General features: G+C 67.4%; 18 protein-coding genes. 2 read left to right on the forward strand and 16 right to left on the reverse strand.

What is annotated here, in order from left to right:
* Positions 1-126: 126 nt before the first annotated feature.
* Positions 127-1050, forward strand: coding sequence for a manganese catalase family protein (locus ASF26_RS17155; RefSeq protein WP_026175884.1), 924 nt, complete (start codon positions 127-129; stop codon positions 1048-1050).
* Positions 1051-1230: 180 nt separating this feature from the next.
* Here ASF26_RS17155 and ASF26_RS17160 read toward each other — a convergent pair whose 3' ends face one another.
* The 5 genes from ASF26_RS17160 to yajC all read right to left on the reverse strand — a co-directional run bounded on the left by ASF26_RS17160 (position 1231) and on the right by yajC (position 5747).
* The gene (locus ASF26_RS17160; RefSeq protein ID WP_056256544.1) at positions 1231-2109 is read right to left on the reverse strand and encodes a phytoene/squalene synthase family protein; all 879 of its coding nucleotides are present in this window, start codon (positions 2107-2109) and stop codon (positions 1231-1233) included.
* Positions 2106-2492, reverse strand: a complete 387-nt coding sequence (locus ASF26_RS17165) for an MTH938/NDUFAF3 family protein (RefSeq protein ID WP_056256550.1) — start codon at positions 2490-2492, stop codon at positions 2106-2108. Before ASF26_RS17165 ends, ASF26_RS17160 begins: the two co-directional genes overlap by 4 nt.
* Before the next feature lie 2 nt (positions 2493-2494).
* On the reverse strand, positions 2495-3442 hold the full coding sequence (gene secF, locus ASF26_RS17170) for a protein translocase subunit SecF (RefSeq protein ID WP_018043530.1): 948 nt from the start codon (positions 3440-3442) through the stop codon (positions 2495-2497).
* Positions 3443-3712: 270 nt separating this feature from the next.
* Entirely contained in the window at positions 3713-5320 is a 1608-nt protein-coding gene (gene secD / locus ASF26_RS17175; protein WP_056256555.1) for a protein translocase subunit SecD, read from the reverse strand.
* Positions 5321-5411: 91 nt separating this feature from the next.
* Complete coding sequence (gene yajC / locus ASF26_RS17180) at positions 5412-5747, reverse strand: preprotein translocase subunit YajC (protein WP_056164250.1); 336 nt, start codon at positions 5745-5747, stop codon at positions 5412-5414.
* Positions 5748-5980: 233 nt separating this feature from the next.
* On the opposite strand from yajC, the gene ASF26_RS17185 reads away from it, so the two are divergent.
* Positions 5981-6871: an ATP-binding protein gene (locus ASF26_RS17185; protein ID WP_187273345.1), complete on the forward strand. Its 891-nt coding sequence runs from the start codon at positions 5981-5983 to the stop codon at positions 6869-6871.
* A 153-nt stretch (positions 6872-7024) separates the two neighbouring features.
* On the opposite strand, the gene ASF26_RS17190 is transcribed toward ASF26_RS17185, so the two are convergent.
* From ASF26_RS17190 to ASF26_RS17240, 11 genes are all read right to left on the reverse strand, one after another.
* A complete protein-coding gene (locus ASF26_RS17190) occupies positions 7025-8458 on the reverse strand; it encodes a M23 family metallopeptidase (protein WP_056256565.1) in 1434 nt (477 codons plus the stop codon).
* Between the two features lie 212 nt (positions 8459-8670).
* Positions 8671-9324, reverse strand: coding sequence for a protein-L-isoaspartate O-methyltransferase (locus ASF26_RS17195; RefSeq protein WP_156463031.1), 654 nt, complete (start codon positions 9322-9324; stop codon positions 8671-8673).
* A gap of 111 nt (positions 9325-9435) precedes the next feature.
* Positions 9436-10200, reverse strand: coding sequence for a 5'/3'-nucleotidase SurE (surE, locus tag ASF26_RS17200; protein ID WP_056256569.1), 765 nt, complete (start codon positions 10198-10200; stop codon positions 9436-9438).
* Positions 10200-11486, reverse strand: coding sequence for a serine--tRNA ligase (gene serS / locus ASF26_RS17205; protein ID WP_056256573.1), 1287 nt, complete (start codon positions 11484-11486; stop codon positions 10200-10202). The genes surE and serS overlap by 1 nt, the downstream gene beginning before the upstream one ends.
* Positions 11487-11742: 256 nt before the next feature.
* Entirely contained in the window at positions 11743-12159 is a 417-nt protein-coding gene (locus tag ASF26_RS17210; protein ID WP_056149414.1) for a helix-turn-helix domain-containing protein, read from the reverse strand.
* Between the two features lie 13 nt (positions 12160-12172).
* On the reverse strand, positions 12173-12418 hold the full coding sequence (locus ASF26_RS17215) for a hypothetical protein (protein WP_056256576.1): 246 nt from the start codon (positions 12416-12418) through the stop codon (positions 12173-12175).
* Positions 12419-12493: 75 nt separating this feature from the next.
* Positions 12494-13294, reverse strand: coding sequence for a twin-arginine translocase subunit TatC (gene tatC, locus ASF26_RS17220; protein ID WP_056256579.1), 801 nt, complete (start codon positions 13292-13294; stop codon positions 12494-12496).
* Positions 13291-13806, reverse strand: a complete 516-nt coding sequence (gene tatB, locus ASF26_RS17225) for a Sec-independent protein translocase protein TatB (protein ID WP_056256583.1) — start codon at positions 13804-13806, stop codon at positions 13291-13293. Before tatB ends, tatC begins: the two co-directional genes overlap by 4 nt.
* A gap of 149 nt (positions 13807-13955) precedes the next feature.
* Positions 13956-14219 carry a twin-arginine translocase TatA/TatE family subunit gene (locus ASF26_RS17230; protein WP_018043520.1) on the reverse strand — a complete coding sequence of 88 codons (264 nt, stop codon included), beginning with the start codon at positions 14217-14219 and terminating at the stop codon, positions 13956-13958.
* Positions 14220-14394: 175 nt separating this feature from the next.
* Positions 14395-15399, reverse strand: coding sequence for a beta-N-acetylhexosaminidase (nagZ, locus tag ASF26_RS17235; RefSeq protein WP_056256588.1), 1005 nt, complete (start codon positions 15397-15399; stop codon positions 14395-14397).
* Positions 15400-15617: 218 nt separating this feature from the next.
* Entirely contained in the window at positions 15618-17048 is a 1431-nt protein-coding gene (locus ASF26_RS17240; RefSeq protein WP_056256590.1) for an SPOR domain-containing protein, read from the reverse strand.
* Between the last annotated feature and the right edge of the window lie 12 nt (positions 17049-17060).

The raw sequence follows: 17060 nt of genomic DNA on the forward strand, positions 1-17060 counted from the left end.
AACACAAGCGGAGCCGTTCCGAAACGGAAGCGAGGCGGCTGTGCGACCTGTCGCAGCCTCGGAACATGAGAGTCGGGAGACCGTTCCCCTTGGTATCCTCCATGCCAGCGATACGGAGATCAACCTATGTTCATGCGCGTCGATAAGCTGCAAGCCGAACTGCCCGCACCCAAAAGGAAAGATCCGAACGCTGCCGCTGCCCTGCAGGAACTGCTGGGTGGTAAATATGGGGAGATGTCGACTCTTGGGAATTACATGTTCCAGAGCTTCAATTTCCGCAGCAAGTCTAAACTACGCCCGTTCTATAGCCTCGTTGCCGCGATCACAGCCGAGGAGCTGGGCCATGTGGAGCTGGTGAGCAATGGCGTCGCCATGCTCAACAACGGCCCCGACAATGATGGCGACGAGAAAGATGGCGGCGACATTTCGGGTGCGCCCTTCGAGGACATGAAGGACATTCGCCTTGCAGCCGCGTTCCTGTCGAATGGCGGTGGCGTCACCCCGGTGAACAGCAACGGCGCGTCCTGGAACAACGATTTCATCACCACCACCGGCAACGTGGTCGTCGACCTGCTCCACAACTTCCATCTCGAATGCGGCGCCCGCCTGCACAAGCTGCGCGTCTACGAGACCCTGACCGACCCGACCGGGCGCGAGGTCTGCGGCTACCTTCTCGTGCGCGGTTCGGTCCACGCCCATGCCTACGCCCTGGCACTGAAGAAGATCACAGGCGTCGAGATCGAGAAGTTCCTGCCGACGCCGAACATCAACCTCGACAAGATCCCCGAATGCCAGAAGTACCTGCAGGAGGGCTCGCACCGCCGGCTCTATACCTTCAGCCCCGGTGACTACACGGAGATGGCCGGCATCTGGGGCAATGGCGAGATGGCTCTGCCGGGTGATCCGCCGGGCGAATTGTCGGTGGTCGAGGGCATGCCCGACGGCGGCAAGATCCACCAGCTCACCGGCGTCCCTTCGGCCTTCACCCCGGATTACGCCCCGCAGGAGATGTTCGAGATCGCGGAGAAGCTGACGAAGAAGGCACGCTGAAGCCTTGGCCTCCCGACGGAGTACTGTCGGGGGGCTTTTCTTTCATTCCGTAGGCAAGATTGCAGACTGGGGTGCCCACGTCAGCGGGCCTCGCAGGAGCTCTCTAGCCAGCTTTGAAATCCCTGGATGGCTCCTGCGGGGCGCTTGCCCGACGCCTCAGACGAATGGGTAGAAGGAGCTTCAGGCTTTCCGCGATCCGCGCCAGAGCCGCCACAGCCGCCGCCAGCGCGGGAGGGTGATGACGGTGTTCAACGGGTCGTAGCCCGACCGCTCCATCATCGCGAGGCTCTGTTCCACCAGGGCGGTGGGCAGGAAGGCGGGTAGAGCGGCCGGCGCGATGGTGGCTCGCGCATCCTCGAAGGCCTTCAGATGGCGCCGGGCCAGGGCCCGCAGATCGGACGTCGCCCCGAGGAGACCGGGGCCGCCGCGTCCCGTGACGATGTCTTCGCGGGTGACGCCATGATCCTTGAGGATATCGGCCGGCAGGTAGACCTGCCCGTTGCGGGCGTGCCACGGCAGCGCCCTCAGCAATCCGACGACGCCATAGGCGACACCGGCATGGCCGGCGGCTGCGGCGCCTCCCGGCTCCGCGCCGTCGCAGAGCACAAGGCCGCCGAGGCGGATGAGCGAGGAGGCGGTCTCTCCGCAATAACCTTCGAGATCGTTCACCCGTGGCATCGGATCGTCGTAGAGGTCGAAGACGTGGGCATCGATCAGATCGACGAAGGGCTGGCGCCCGAGCTTGCGCTTGACGATGGCGTCGTCCAGCGCGGCGGCTACCGGGTTGGCCTTCACGTCCCCCCTCGCCTCGCCCTGCAGCGCGTCGCGCCACCATTGCAGACGGATCTCGCCCGCCATCGGGTTGGTGACGGCGTCGCGCACGCGGGCGATGGTGAGGCTGAAGGCGGCAAGCGCGAAGAGATGCGGCCGGAAGGCTGCCGGCGCGAAGAGAGTGGCGAAGTAGCGGTCCGGGTCTCCCTCGCGGACAAGGGCCTCACAATGCGAGAAGGCGAAGGCGAGGGGTTCGGCCGTTCCGGGGCTGGTCTCGGTCTTCGTCACGCGACCGCGATCATCGCGGCGGCGACCTTGCGGTTCTCCGCCATGAGGATGTTGTAGGTCCGCGCGGCGGCCCCCGTCTGCATCACGTCCAGGCCGATTCCGTTGTCCTTGAGCCAGCGCCGCAGATTGTCCGGAAACGGCGCGATGTCGAGGCCGGTGCCGATGAGGAGGAGCTCGACTGCCCCCGCCTCGGCCACGACCGGGCGCAGGGCGTTGCGGTCGATGGCCTTGGCCTCCACGACATCCCAGGCCCTGATGCCCCCCGGCGTCACCAGGATCGAGCCGCGATGCGACATGTCGGCGAAGCGAAAGCCGCTATTGCCATAGGCGTCGATGAGGTGGCGCCCGGGAACGAACCCGTCATGCAGGCTGCCCTCCGCCATCTCTACTCCGCCGCCTGGGGCACGCGGCCGCCGGTGGGACGGCTCTGCGACTTCACGCCCGACAGCATCAGGCCGAGATAGATCAGGACCGGGGTCGACACGAAGATCGCCGAATAGGTGCAGATCACCACGCCTGCGAGCATTACCACGGCGAAGCCCTGAATCGCTTCTCCGCCGAACAGCACCAGGGCGAGCAGAGACAGGAAGGCGGAGGTCGCCGTCATCACCGTGCGCGACATGGTGGAATTGATCGACAGGTTGAGCAGCTCCACCGTGGGGATGGTCTTGTAGCGCCGCATCAGCTCGCGGGTCCGGTCGAACACCACCACCGTCTCGTTGAGCGAGTAGCCGACGATGGTGAGGATGGCGGCGATCGAGGTCATGTTGAACTCGATCCGGCTGATGACGAAGATGCCGATGGTGAGCACGATGTCGTGCAGGGTGCCGACGATGGCGCCGAGCGCCAGTTCCCGCTCGAAGCGGAACCAGAGGTAGAGGAGCACCGCGAGCACCGACAGTACCACGCCGAGCGTGCCCGACTGAACGAGTTCGCCGGAGACGCGCGGCCCCACCGTCTCGGTGCGGCGGAATTCGTATTCCGCGTCGAAGGCGCCGTGCGCCTTCTGCATCACCGCCGTCTGGCCCTGCTCCCCGGGCTGGAGCGGGAAGCGGACGAGGATCTGCCCGTCGCCGCCGAGCTCCTGCACCTCGGTCTCGCCGAAGCCGAAGCTGTTGGCGGTGTGGCGCACGGCGGCCACGTCGGCCGTCTTCGATTTCGCCTGCAGCTCCACCAGGGTGCCGCCCTTGAAGTCGATGCCGAAATTGAGGCCGACCGTCAGGAACAGGATCACCGTCCCCACCGACAGCAAGGCCGAGAGCGGGAAGGTGAAGCGCCGGAAGCGCATGAAGTCGACGTGCGACTCATCGGGCCAGAGGCGGAGCAGACGCATGTTCGGTCTCGGTCTTTCGTGGACGATACCCGGTCTCGGACGATCGGATCGGTGCCGCCGCCATCCCGTCATTCCGGGGCGCCGCAGGCGAGCCCGGAATCCAGAACCGCCGCCGGCGTGACGCTGGATCACCACCTGGGCGTCTGGATCCCGGGCTCCGCTGCGCGGCCCCGGGATGACGGGGTGGTGGACCAACCGATCGTATGAGAAGCGAAGCGTCCTTGTCTTGAACTCAGGGAAACGGGGTTCGGATCAGAACGACAGGGGTTGTCAGAACGGCAGGGCCTTGGGTCGGGCGTAGTTGTACCACAGGGCGATCATCATGCGGGTCAGCGTCACCGCCGTGATGACGGTGGTGAGGATGCCGAGGATGAACACCACGGCGAAGCCCTTCACCGGGCCGGAGCCGAGGAAGAACAGGATCAGGGCGGCGATGGCCATGGTCGAGTTCGAATCGATGATGGTGGCGAAGGCCTTGTCGAAGCCGGCCTGCAGAGCCGAGACGATGGAGCGCCCCGCCCTTACCTCTTCCCGCACGCGCTCATAGATCAGCACGTTGGAATCCACCGCCGTGCCGATGGTGAGCACGATGCCGGCGATGCCCGGCAAGGTCATGGTCGCCTCCAGCACTGACATCAGGCCGAGGATGAGGCCCACATGGACGAGGAGCGCGATGTTGGCGAAGAAACCGAACACGCCGTAGGTCGCGAACATGAAGATGATGACGAGGGCGCCGGCGACTAAGGTGGCGTTCTGACCGGCCTTGATCGAGTCACGGCCGAGGCCGGGGCCGACCACGCGGCGCTCGACCACGGTGAGCTTGGCCGGCAGGGCGCCGGCGCGCAGCAGGATCGAGAGGTCGTTGGCCTGCTTGACGGTGAAGTTGCCGGTGATCTGGCCCGAGCCGCCGGTGATCGGCGTGTTGATGCGCGGCGCCGAGACGACCTCGTTATCCAGCACGATGGCCATGCGGCGGCCGACATTCTCCGAGGTCGCCTGACCGAAGCGCTGGGCGCCCTTCAGGTTGAACTTGAAGCTCACCATGGGCTCGTGGCTCTGCTGGTCGAAAGCCGGCTGCGCGTCGGTGAGATCGCCGCCATCGGCCATGACCCGGCGCTCCACCGGTACCTTGCCGCCGCCTTCGTCCTTGTTGGTGAGCATGTCGACATCGCCGGAGGGCGAATCGGCCAGCATGCGGAATTCGAGCTTGGCGGTCTTGCCGAGCTGATCCTCGAGCTGCTGCGGGTCCTGCAGGCCGGGGACCTGGACGAGGACGCGGTCGGCGCCCTGCTGCTGAATCGAGGGCTCCTTGGTGCCGCCGAAATCGATGCGGCGGCGGATGACCTCGATGGCCTGGGTCACGGCCCGGCGGGTGCGGTCGGTGAGGCCGGCATCGGTGAGCAGGAGCTGGATCGTGCCGTCTGGCCGGTCGACGACGTCGAGGGTCTGGCCCCCGGCCTGGGCCACCATGGCGTTGGAGATCGGCTGCGAGAGTTCGCGCAGCTTCGGCAGGGCCTTGGCGCGGTTGGCCGGATCGGAGATGCGGATCTGGACGCCCCGCGGAATCAGCTGGATGCCGCCCTCGGGGGTGATGCCGGCCTCGCGCAGGGTGCGGCGCACGTCGTCGCGCAGACCCGTGGTCTGGGAGCGGATCAGGTCGTTCCGGTCGATCTCGAGAAGGATCTGCGAGCCGCCCTGGAGATCGAGCCCCAGTACGATGGCACGCTGGGGCACGATCCAGCTCGGGAACCAGCCCGGCAGAGAGGCCATGAAGCCCTTGCGCTGCTCGGCCGAGAAGAAGCTCGGCACGGCGAGGCTCAGGCCGATGAGGATGACGGCCAGCGTCGCGACGATCTTGGTTCTCGAAAAGCGCAGCATCCGCCCGTTCCGTTTCTTCTTACGATGCCGGTGTTTGCACCGGCATCTTCAAGCGGTGCACAAGGCCGCCGCGTGTGACGGCCCCGGGATCTCAGGCCGCCTTGACCGGACCGCCCTTGACGCGGACTTCCGAAATCATGGTGCGGACGATCTTCACCCTGACGTTCGGGGCGATCTCGACCTCGATCTCGGAGGCCTCGTCGGCCACCTTGGTGACGCGGCCGACCAGCCCGCCGGTGGTGACGATGGTGTCGTCCCGGCGCACGTTCTTCACGAGGGCCTGATGCTCCTTCACGCGGCGCTGCTGCGGGCGGAGGATCAGGAAGTACATGATGACGAAGATGAGGACGAACGGCACCACCTGCAAGGCGATGTCCGCTCCGCCAGCGGCCGCGGTGGCCCCTTGCGCGAAGGCGGGGGTAATCAAGCGGGTGACTCCTTGGGCTGAGCCGGTCCTGGGGAGCCGCGCGCAGGCGGGTATGGGCGCGTCAGGACAGGTCGAAAAGCGCGCGGACTATAGCCATGCACTTGGTGAAAGCAACGGCGCGTCCGCAGGATGCGCGGATCGGATGGCCCGCACCCGATGCCGCACCCGTGATTTTCCGCCGCATTGTCCGTATGGACGCGCTCGACAGCACATCCAAGGAGTTTCGAGACGCCATGACCTCGACCCCACCTGCCGACCGGGCGATGCTCGACGCGATCCTACCCGTCCTCGAGCGGATCGCCGCCGCCCTGGAGCGTTCCGCCCCGGCCGCCAAGCCCGCCCTGGACCTGAATTCGGCGGATGCCTTCCTCTGGGGATCGGACCGCCGTCTGATCCCGGTGCCGAAGGTCAACCGGGTCGAGATCGATCTGCTGACCGGCATCGACCGGGCCCGCGACATCCTCGTGGACAACACCACGCGCTTCGCCAAAGGCCTGCCCGCCAACAACGCCTTGCTCTGGGGCGCGCGCGGCATGGGCAAGTCGTCCCTGGTGAAAGCGGCCCATGCCCGGATCAACGCGGAGCGGGCGGAGGGCGAGTTACCGATGAAGCTGGTGGAGATCCACCGCGAGGACATCGAGGCCCTGCCCGACCTGATGGCGACCCTGCGCGGCGATGCGCACCGCTGGATCGTGTTCTGCGACGACCTGTCCTTCGATGGCGACGACACATCGTACAAGTCGCTCAAGACGGCCCTCGATGGCGGCATCGAAGGCCGACCCGACAACGTGCTGTTCTACGCCACCTCCAACCGCCGCCACCTGCTCGCCCGCGACATGGTGGAGAACGAGCGCTCTACCGCGATCAATCCCGGCGAGGCTGTGGAGGAGAAGGTTTCGCTCTCCGACCGGTTCGGCCTCTGGCTCGGCTTCCACAAATGCAGCCAGGACGAGTACCTCGCCATGATCCGCGCCTATGTGGAGCGCCACGGGCTGAAGGCCGACCCGGATACGGTGCGGGCCGAGGCGCTGGAATGGGCCACCACCCGCGGCTCGCGCTCGGGCCGCACCGCCTTCCAGTTCATCCAGGACCTGGCGGGGCGGCTGGGGCAGCGGCTCGATTGAGGTCTCGCGCACTCCCAGCCGAAACGGCGGATCGCTCCTTTTTCCCATCCACGACCCCGTCCTGAGGTGGATGGTTAGGGATCAGGTGGATCCGCACAAACGAAAACGGCGGCTCCTGAGAGCCGCCGTTGGTCGTGTGGATGGTAAATCCGCTCAATTGCTGGCGAGGTGCGGCATCGGGTCGACCGGGGTCGCGCCCTTGCGGATCTCGAAGTGGAGCTGGGGCGAGGTCACGTTGCCCGAGGCGCCGGACTTGGCGATGGTCTGGCCGCGCTTGACCTTCTCGCCGGGGCGGACGTCGAGTTCGCCGTTATGGGCGTAGGCCGAGACGTAGCCGTTGGTGTGGCGAACCAGCACCAGCTTGCCGTAGCCCTTCACGTCCGAGCCGGCATAGGCGACCGTGCCGTCCTCGGCGGCCTTCACCGCCGTACCCTCGGGCACCGAGATGTTGATGCCCTCGTTGCCGCTGGTACCGTAGCCCGAGATCACCCGGCCCTTGGCGGGCCAGCGGAACGACTGGTCGGGCTCGGCGGCGGGAGCCGTGGGGGCGACGGAGCCGGTGCTGGCGGGCTCGGCCTTCTCGGGCACGGGCGTCAGCGAGGCGACCTTGACCGGCGCGGCCTTGGCCTTGGCGGCCGCCAATTCGGCGGCCTTGGCCTCGGCGACCTTCTTGGCCGCATCCTTGGCGGCTTCGGCCTTGGCGAGCTTGGCCTCGGCGTCTGCTGCCTTGCGGGCGGCTTCCGCCTTCGCCTTTGCGGGATCGACCTTCGGCGCCTCGGCCTTGGCGACCTCGACGGGCTTCTTGGCCTCGGCGGCCTTCTTCACGTCAGCGACCTTCTTGGCCTCCGCGAGTTTCCTGGCTTCGGCCGCATGCTTGGCATCGGCCGCGAGCTTGGCCTCCGCCAGCTTCTTGGTTTCCGCGGCGCGCTTGGCCTCCGACGCCTTGTTCGCTTCGGCGATCTTCCTGGCCTCGGCGGCGGTCTTGGCCGCGGCCAGCGTCCGGGCTTCGGATTCCTTGCGGGCGGCTTCCAAACGGACGCTCTCCTGGCGCGCGGCCTCGGCGCGGGCAGCCTCGGCACGAGCCTTCGCTTCCGCGGCCTTCGCCTCGGCGGCCCTGGCCTCCGCGGCCTTGGCCCCCGCATTGAACGGGACGCGCGGCGGGGGCGCCGCAGGAACGGTGCGCGGGGTCGCGACCATGCCGCGGCCGGCATCCGGATTCATGCCCGCAGGATTCATCCCCGAGGGATTCATGCCGGAGACCATCCCGGAGGACGGCGCCGTGGAGGCGACGCGGCCCGTGGCCATGGGCGGCGTCGCGGCCAGCGGACGCGGCGACATCGGCGCACCGAGGGCTTGCGACTGGATCCTGGGGGTCCGCACCGCCGGAGCCGGAGCCATCTCGCCGTCATCGGGCAGGCTGCCCGTGGCGCTCGGCTCACTCGAAACATTGGAGGCGAAGGGGTTCCCGAAGGGGTCGCCCAACCGTGACGCATCGGTTGAGCATCCGGCGGCACTGCCGCCGATCACACCGATGAGCGCGAAACGCGACAGCGTCCTCAACCCTAGACCAGTCCCGCGAACCCGCATCGACGCACCTGTTTGCCTGACGCAACTTGATGACGTCATTCAAACGGGATTCAGGTTAAACAACCGTTCCCGTTCACCACGTTTTCGGCGTGCAAGGAACTTTCCTGGCAGGGCCGTCCCGGCTCCCTCCAAATCGACCGCGGTTGTGTCCGGCGAGAAGATCGTGATGGATCAAGGATTTGGGCCCCTGGAGCCGGGCCTGTGCCTGTTGCCTAGAGAACGAAGGCTCTGCCGGGTGTGAGGGGTGCCAGCCTTAATCGGACGCCGAGATTTTTAACGACGGCGCCCTCCCCGCCCCGTTCGGCGAGGACGAGGCGCGCCCCGCCCGCCTGCGCGAGAGCGCCCACCAGCCTGCCGCCGGGCGCCAGGAGGGAGTCGAGATGGGCGGGCATTGCCGGCAGGGTACCGTTGATCAGGATGCGGTCGAACGCCCCCTCCCCCGCAACGCCGGGATCGAGGCCGTCGCCGACCTCCACACGGGCGATCACCCGATCCTCCGGGTCGAGGGCCGAGACCGCATCCTCCGCCAGGGTGGCGTAGCGCTCTATGCTCAGGATGGAGGCGGCGCCGAGGCGGATGAGCAGGGCGGTGACGTAGCCCGAGCCGGTGCCGATCTCGAGGATGCGGGCGCCGGGCTTCACCTTCAGGGCGGTGAGCATCGCGGCGACAACGGTGGGTGCCGACATGGTCTGTCCGCAGGCGAGCGGCAGGGCCACGTCCCGCCGGGCGAGATCGCGGTGCTCGCGGGGCGCGAAACGAGCACGGGGCACCCGCTCCATTGCCCGCAGGGTATCGGTGTCGCGCACGCCGAGGCCGCGCAGGGCCATGACGAAGGCGGCATCTTCGACCGAGCCTTCCATCGTCATGGACGTCGTCTCACGGCTGTGTGCGGATGGTCCGATTCCCGGAACGTCCGCGATCCGGCATAGGGGCGCCTTCGCGCGGTCGCGCTTGCGCTGCGCGAAGGCCGAGGCGTCTCACTCGGCGAAGGCCTGGGCGAAGCGCGTCAGAGTCGGCTCGTCGGTGAGATCGAGGCGGAGCGGCGTCACCGAGATGCGATTCTCGGCGATGGCCTTCAGGTCGGTGCCGTGGCCGGGCTCGAACCGCGCCTTGGCGAAGGCGAGCCAGAAATACGGGTTGCCGCGTCCGTCATGGCGCGCATCGATGGCGAGCAGCGCCTGATTGCGCATCCCCTGCGCGGCCACGGCGGTACCGACGACCTCTTCGGGCTCGCAATCGGGGAAGTTGACGTTGACGACGATGCCGGGCTCGATTCCAACCTCCAGGATCTTCTTGACGACGCCTGGCCCGTGATGGGCGGCGCAGGCCCATTTGATCGCCCCGCGCCCGCCGGCGCCATAGGCCTGGCTCAGAGCGATGGAGCGCACGTTGAGGATGGTGCCCTCCATGGCCGCCGCGATGGTGCCCGAATAGGTCACGTCCTCGGCGACGTTCTGGCCGCGATTGACCCCGGACAGGATGAGGTCCGGCCCGTGGTCCTTGAGGATGTGGCGCACGCCCATGATCACGCAATCGGAGGGCGTGCCCTTTACGGCGAAGCGCTTCTCGGAGACCTGGCGCAGGCGCAGGGGATCGTTGAGCGACAGGGAGTGCGAGACGCCGGACTGGTCGCTCTCGGGTGCCACGACCCAGACATCGTCGGACAGTGTCCGGGCGATGCCCTCCAGGGTTTCGAGGCCCGGCGCGTGGATGCCGTCGTCGTTGGTCACCAGGATGCGCATCAGCTCTTGAGCCCTTCGATCTTCTCGATGCCGCCCATGTAGGGCTTGAGAACCGACGGGATGGTGACGCTGCCGTCCGGGTTCTGGTAATTTTCCATCACGGCGATGAGGGCGCGGCCGACCGCGACGCCCGATCCGTTGAGGGTATGCACGAATTGTGCGCCCTTGCCCTCCTTCGGGCGGTAGCGCGCGTTCATCCGCCGCGCCTGGAAGTCGCCGCAGACCGAGCAGGACGAGATCTCGCGAAACGTCTCCTGCCCTGGCATCCAGACCTCGATGTCGTAGGTCTTCTGGCTGGCAAAGCCCATGTCACCGGTGCAGAGCGTCATCACCCGGTAGGTCAGGTCGAGCTTCTTCAGGATCGCCTCGGCCGAGCCGAGCATCCGCTCGTGCTCGTTGGCGGATTGATCGGGCGTGGTGATCGAGACGAGCTCAACCTTGTTGAACTGGTGCTGGCGCAGCATGCCGCGCGTGTCGCGCCCGGCCGAGCCGGCCTCGGCGCGGAAGCACGGGGTCAGCGCGGTGAAGCGTAAGGGTAGCTCGTCCTCGGAGAGGATCGATTCACGCACGAGGTTGGTGAGGGGAACTTCGGCCGTGGGGATGAGCCAGTGCTCCTCTCCGGCCCGGAACTGGTCGTCCCGGAACTTCGGCAACTGCGCGGTGCCGAACATCGCCTCGTCGCGCACCAGGATCGGCGGCGCCACTTCGGTGTAGCCGTGCTCGCCGGTGTGAAGATCGAGCATGAACTGGCCGAGCGCTCGCTCCAGCCGCGCGAGCTGACCTTTCAGCACCACGAAGCGGGCGCCGGACATACGTGAGGCCGCCTCAAAATCCATCAGGCCGAAGGCCTCACCGAGTTCGAAATGCTGGCGGCCGGTGGCGAGCTTGGTGCCGCTGCCGGAGAAGGCGCGGTGTTCGACATTGCCGTGCTCGTCGGCGCCTTCCGGCACGTCCGGATTCGGGCGGTTCGGGATCGCCGCGAGACGGTCATCGAGAATCCTGCCGGCTTCCGTCTGGGCCGCCTCCAGGGCAGGTCCCTCCTCCTTCAGCCGCGCCACCTCGGCCATGAGTTCGGCGGCGCGCGCCTCGTCCTTCGCCTTCTTTGCGCCACCGATCTCCTTGGCCAGCGCGTTGCGCCGCTCCTGATTGGCCTGCGCCGCCGAGGTGGCGGATTTGCGCGCGTCGTCGAGGGCGATCAGCTCGGACGAGAGCGCGTCGAGGCCGCGACGGCGCAGGGCTTCGTCGAACGCTTGCGGATTCTCGCGGATGGCGCGGATGTCGTGCATGGGCGGCTCGGTTCGCTGTCAGTCGCCGACGCTTTGCAGCATCGGGGCGACCCCGACAAGGCCGGGCTGGTGTAGCCCCCGCCTATCCCACGACCTCACCGCGAGGCGTCGAAGCGCCAGCGAAGGACTTCAGACACCACGGCGCGAACTGGAGGTCTCTTCCGAGGCCGCTTCGCGGCGCCTCAAAATCAAGTCGGGGGCGAGAGTAGTGGTACTGCTACAATTCCAGTCTTTTCGGCCGCGCGAAAGCTTCGCCTCAAGCTGCTTCACCCGGAGGGTGGTACAGGCCCCTTAGTACGCGTGGGTCGAGCGCGACGGCCAGCGAGATCGCATCGAGCATAGCAGGCGACGGAGTTTGTCCACCGTCTTCGATATCCGCGAGGTGGTCTGTGGTCATGCCGGCCTTGGACGCCATCCGGCTCGATGAGAGCCCAAAATGCTCGCGCACGATCCTGACCGGACTGCCATCGGCTGCCATCCGATCCGTGAGCCAAGTGGGCAGCAGAATCTCTGTCCCTTCGGCGATCGCCGCTTTCACCGTCATCGCAATCTCGGCCGAAAGGCGATCCTCCGCCTCCTCGTCACCGAGGCGGGCGAGCAGCACGTCGTAGTCGTGTCGTGCCAGAACGACGAGTTCCTCGCCCGCCGCAGTCGTCAGGATTTGCGGTTTCACGCATCGCCTCCTCTCAACGATAGATCGAACGCCGATGGCCGACGGCGACGATCGTCAAAGCCGTCGCCGATTCCTCGAACACGATCCGGTACTCGCCGTCGCGCAGTCGCAAGGCATTGACACCAACCAACCGTTTCACATCACCTTCGCCGGTCAGCCCGTAGAGAAAGAGCTTTTGGTTCAACGTCTCCTGTACCTCCGCCGGAAGCTTCCAGAAGGCACGCCCGGCGCCTGACGTGAAGACCAGCGTCTTGTTCATCGCATCGAACGGCCCGCATCGAGAGCGTCATTTGCGAAGGACGATACCGGCAACGTACGAGGAGGAGAAGCCCTCCTACGGCTCCAGCCCTTCCGCGACCCGCTTGGCCTTACGGCGGCGCTCGACGCGGGCCACCGAGAGGATCGAAGCCTCGTAGAGGAGGAGCATCGGCAGGGCCAGCGACAGCTGCGAGATCACGTCGGGCGGCGTCAGGATCGCGGCCGCCACGAAGACGAGGACGATGGCGTAGCGGCGCTTCTCGCGCAGGAAGACGGTGTCGATGACGCCGATCTGGCCGAGCAGGGTGAGGATCACCGGCAACTGGAAGGCCAAACCGAAGGCAAAGATCAGGGTCATGATGAGCGAGAGATACTCGTCCACCTTCGGCAGAAGCGAGATCGTCGCTTCGCCCGGTTGGCCGACCTGCTGCAGGCTCACCGAGAACTGGATCAGCAGCGGCATCGCGAGGAAGAACACCACCAACGACCCGAGCACGAAGAAGATCGGCGTGGCGACGAGGTAGGGCAGGAAGGCCTGGCGCTCGTTGCGGTAGAGGCCGGGCGCCACGAAGGCGTAGATCTGCGTGGCGATGACCGGGAAGGCGAGGAAGCCCGCGCCGAACACACTGAGCTTGATGTTGGTGAACACCTGTTCGAGGAAGTGCGTCGCGATGAGCTGCGCCTTCTCCGGCCCGACGATGGAAACGTAGGGGTGGAGCAGAATGTTGTAGATGTGCCGCGAGACGAAGAAGCACGCGAAGAACATCACGACGAACGCCGCCAGCGACTTGATCAGCCGCGAGCGCAACTCGATCAGGTGGTCGAGGAGCGGCGCGCGTGACGCCTCGACCTCGGATTCGTCGACCGGATCGATCATGAGGTGGCGCCGGGCTCGATAGGCTTGGTGGAAGGTTCGGTCGGGGCCACGGCAGCCCGGGGCGGGAGATCGGGCAGCGCGTAGTCCGGCGGGGGCGGTGGCTCGACCTGTGCCGGCTCGGCCGATGCGGGAGTCTGGATCGACGGCTCGGAGGGCACGGGCGGGTCGTTCTCGGCGAGCTTGGCGGCCACGTTGGCGAGGGGCTGCGTGCTCGATTGCGAGCGTCCGTCCACGGCGCCTCGGATCTCGTCGCGGATGGTCTGGACCGGATTGAAGCTCGGCCCCATCGTGCTCGCGGAACGCTTGATGCCGTCGACCTCGCGGCGGACCTCGTCGAACTCGGCCTCGCGGATCGCCTCGTTGAACTGGGCGTGGAACTCGCCGGCCATGCGACGCATCTTGCCCGTCACTTGGCCCACGGTGCGCAGGGCTTTGGGAAGATCCTTGGGCCCGATGACGATGAGGGCGACGCCGCCGATCAGCATCACCTCGCCCCAACTCATGTCGAACATGGTGTCGCTCGTCCCGCGGCCGATGGCCTATGCCTCGTCACGACCGACGGCCTAGCATAGTTCACGCAAGACCGATCTCCGTCCGGGCGATTTCGCTCACACGAACTTTGGGCGATCCCGTCCAGGACCGCCGATGCGCCTCAACAGTCTCAGACGACCTTGCGGTCGGCCGAGACGTGGCTGGCGGTGGCCGGCTCGCCCTGGTGAGGCAGGGTACGAACGGGCTCGCCGTTGCTCGGCGGCGGCACGGCCGGCGCCTGTCCGGCAGGCGTCTCGTCCTCGGCCATGCCCTTCTTGAAGGCCTTGATGCCCTTGGCGACGTCGCCCATCAGGTCGGAGATCTTGCCGCGCCCGAACAGCAGCATCACGATGCCCGCGACGATGATCCAGTGCCAGATACTCATGCTGCCCATGGCAAACTCCTGCGCCCATGCGGTCGCCTGCCCAGCGACGCCCTCTCACGACGGATTGTCGGGAAACTAGGGATGGGAGGAAGCGAACACAAGAACCACGGGGTCTCTGGACACGGCATTCGCGGCACCTGAGGCAATTGTGCGGCGCGGCATAAACGCGTCGGGAGCGTCGCGCTCATGCCTGGGCGGAAAGGCCAGCCTCGAAGCGCGCGCGCGCCTCGGCGACGTCGAACTCTCCATGCGGTGCGAGCCGGGCCAGGGCGGCCTCGGCGCGGCGCAGGGCGTCGCCGGACAGGATCGGCGTGCCTTCGAGAACGGCCTGCATCTCTTGCCGATCGCCGTTGCAATGGAGAGCGACGTCGATTCCGGCGGCGAAAGCCTTTTCGGCCTTCTCGCGAAAAGTGCCGTCCAGCGCCTTCATCGAGAGGTCGTCGGTCATGAGCAGGCCGTCGAAACCGATCAGGCCGCGGATCACCTGTCCAATCACCACGCTGGACTGCGTGGCAGGATGGTGCGGGTCGAGGGCGGCGTAGACCACGTGGGCGCTCATCGCCATCGGCAGGTCCGCCAGGGCGCGGAAGGGAACGAAATCGTGGGCGGCGAGGCTCACGCCCTCGGCCTCCACCACGGGCAGATCCTTGTGGCTGTCGCAGGCGGCGCGGCCGTGACCGGGGATGTGCTTGATCACGGGGAGAACGCCCCCCTCCATCAGCCCCTCGGCCACCGCGCGCCCCAGGGCGATGACGGTGTGCGGATCGGTGCCGTAGGCGCGGTCGCCGATGATGTCGTGGGCGCCGGCCACCGGTACGTCGAGGACGGGCGCGCAATCGACGTTGATCCCCACCGAGGCGAGATCGTGCGCCATCAGCCGCGCGCCGAGGCGTGCCATGGCGATGCCCGACCCGTTGAGCCGGCCGAAACCGGCGCCGGGCGGGTAGGACGGCCAGTGCGGCGGCCCCATCCGCTGCACCCGTCCGCCCTCCTGGTCGATCAGGATCGGCGTGTCGGCCCGGCCGGATGTGGCCCGCAGCGCATCGGTCAGCGCCCTTACTTCGTCCGGCGAGCCGATGTTGCGCTTGAACAGGATGAAGCCCCAGGGCTGCGCATCGCGGAAGAACGCGGCCTCCTCGTCCGAGAGGGTCAGGCCGGCACAGCCGAGGATCAGGGCACGAGTGGTCATGGGGTGTGCTGCTCGGCTTGAATGGACAGACGATCCGAGGGACGTCCGTCCCTGCTCTTTCCGCTCGCGGCGGCCCTCGCCCGGTCGGGGCTCGTACGAAGCGCTGCCGGGATGCGAGGCGTCGACGATCGCCTTCGAGGTCTTCGCTTCGGCTCCGTGAGCCCGGAATTCTCAGGCCCGGTTCTCGGAACTCAGCTTCGACGCCCGGTTCCGGTGGCTCAGTTCTTGGCGACGAAGCACTGGCCGCCGGCACCCTGCAGTTCGGTGCAGAGGGTGGTCGCCTCCGCCTTGGCCAGGGGGCCGACGCGGACGCGGTAGATCGTCTTGCCGCTGACCTCGGCCTGACGGATCAGGGCGGGCTTGCCGGAGAGCTGGCTGAACTTGCCCTGCATCTGCTTGAAGGCGGCCTGAGCCTCGGCCTCGCTGGTGCGCACCCCGAGCTGGACCGAATACCCGCTGACCGGAGCGGTCGAAGCCGTCGGAACGGGGGCGGGCGTCGGCAGGGCGGACGTCGCATCGGGAGCGACGGCGCTAACGCGCTGCGGGGCCTTCACGCGGGGAGCGGGGGCGGCCTGCTCGGGTACCGCAGCTTCGACGTCCACTGCGGGCGTCGCCGTCGGCAGCTTTCCGACACGCGGATGCATCGACCCGCTGGTGGCGCCGCCGTTATCGCCCGGAAGGGTCATCGTGGGGATCACGGATTGGGCAGCGGACGCCTCGCGCTGGGGCGGCGGCGGAGGCGTATCCGGCTTGACCGACACGGTCCGCACCCGGCGGGGCTCGCCGAGGGTTTCGGTGAGGGGGGCGGTATTGCCGCCCTGCCCGGTCGAGGGCGTGGCTCCGCCCTCCCCGGCGCGCTGGGCGGAACGGGCGGCCTGCGCGACGTCGACCGGTTGTTCTTCGCGGTTGACGATGCGGATCTGGCCGTCCTTGGCGTTGCGGTCGTAGATCTGCTTGTTCTGGTCGGGAATCTCGACGCCGTCCGCCTTCTGCGGGGCGATCTTCAGCGGAGCCTTGTCGGCCAGGATCGTCGGCACGGTGCCGTCGCCCTGGCTCGAATGCAGGCCGCGCCAAGTGAGCGCGCCGGTGACGCAGACCACCAGCACGCCGAGGCCGGCACCCACGGAGACGAGGCGGCTGCGCTGGCGGGGCCGTTCGGCCGCGCGGTTGAGGCGGTCGTCCTGCTCCGGCGCATAGGCCTCCGATCCGCGGGAATCGTGGACCCCGTCGACATAGGCGCTGTGATCGACGGAGGCGAGATACTGGTCGAACGCATCGGCCGGATGAGCCGAGAGCGAGGCCTCCGATTCGGACGCCGTCTGGTACTGGGGATGCTGTGCATAGGCCGCAGGCGCAGGTGCATAGGCCGCAGGCGCCCCGGAATGGGCCGACGGGACGGCTGCCGGTGCCTCGTCGTGGAATATCGGCTCCCTCCGCCCGCCCTGGCCTTGCGGCTGGGGGGCGGTACGGGAATCGCGGGCCTCGAGGAGGGCGCGGAAGGGGTCGTCCTGGCCGACGATGCGGGCGAGTTCCGCCAGCGGGTCGGGCTTGGTCGCAGGCTGGGCCTGCGGCTGGGGCGGCGTCGTGGGCTGCAAGTCACGCGCGAAGGCGTCGAAATCGACAGGCGCTCGCGAAGCGTTCGTCGTCATGGCAGCATTCCT

The sequence above is a fragment of the Methylobacterium sp. Leaf93 genome, from assembly GCF_001422345.1.
Classification (GTDB): domain Bacteria; phylum Pseudomonadota; class Alphaproteobacteria; order Rhizobiales; family Beijerinckiaceae; genus Methylobacterium; species Methylobacterium bullatum.

Coding starts and splice junctions, on each gene's coding strand:
- ASF26_RS17230 (WP_018043520.1), bottom strand. CDS start 14,219: ATGGGCAGCATGAGTATCTGGCACTGGATCATCGTCGCGGGCATCGTG.
- ASF26_RS17195 (WP_156463031.1), bottom strand. CDS start 9,324: ATGACGATGGAAGGCTCGGTCGAAGATGCCGCCTTCGTCATGGCCCTG.
- tatB (WP_056256583.1), bottom strand. CDS start 13,806: ATGTTCGACATGAGTTGGGGCGAGGTGATGCTGATCGGCGGCGTCGCC.
- ASF26_RS17155 (WP_026175884.1), top strand. CDS start 127: ATGTTCATGCGCGTCGATAAGCTGCAAGCCGAACTGCCCGCACCCAAA.
- nagZ (WP_056256588.1), bottom strand. CDS start 15,399: ATGACCACTCGTGCCCTGATCCTCGGCTGTGCCGGCCTGACCCTCTCG.
- serS (WP_056256573.1), bottom strand. CDS start 11,486: ATGCACGACATCCGCGCCATCCGCGAGAATCCGCAAGCGTTCGACGAA.
- secF (WP_018043530.1), bottom strand. CDS start 3,442: ATGCGTCTGCTCCGCCTCTGGCCCGATGAGTCGCACGTCGACTTCATG.
- secD (WP_056256555.1), bottom strand. CDS start 5,320: ATGCTGCGCTTTTCGAGAACCAAGATCGTCGCGACGCTGGCCGTCATC.
- ASF26_RS17190 (WP_056256565.1), bottom strand. CDS start 8,458: ATGCGGGTTCGCGGGACTGGTCTAGGGTTGAGGACGCTGTCGCGTTTC.
- ASF26_RS17185 (WP_187273345.1), top strand. CDS start 5,981: ATGACCTCGACCCCACCTGCCGACCGGGCGATGCTCGACGCGATCCTA.
- ASF26_RS17215 (WP_056256576.1), bottom strand. CDS start 12,418: ATGAACAAGACGCTGGTCTTCACGTCAGGCGCCGGGCGTGCCTTCTGG.
- tatC (WP_056256579.1), bottom strand. CDS start 13,294: ATGATCGATCCGGTCGACGAATCCGAGGTCGAGGCGTCACGCGCGCCG.
- surE (WP_056256569.1), bottom strand. CDS start 10,200: ATGCGCATCCTGGTGACCAACGACGACGGCATCCACGCGCCGGGCCTC.
- ASF26_RS17240 (WP_056256590.1), bottom strand. CDS start 17,048: ATGACGACGAACGCTTCGCGAGCGCCTGTCGATTTCGACGCCTTCGCG.
- ASF26_RS17165 (WP_056256550.1), bottom strand. CDS start 2,492: ATGGCGGAGGGCAGCCTGCATGACGGGTTCGTTCCCGGGCGCCACCTC.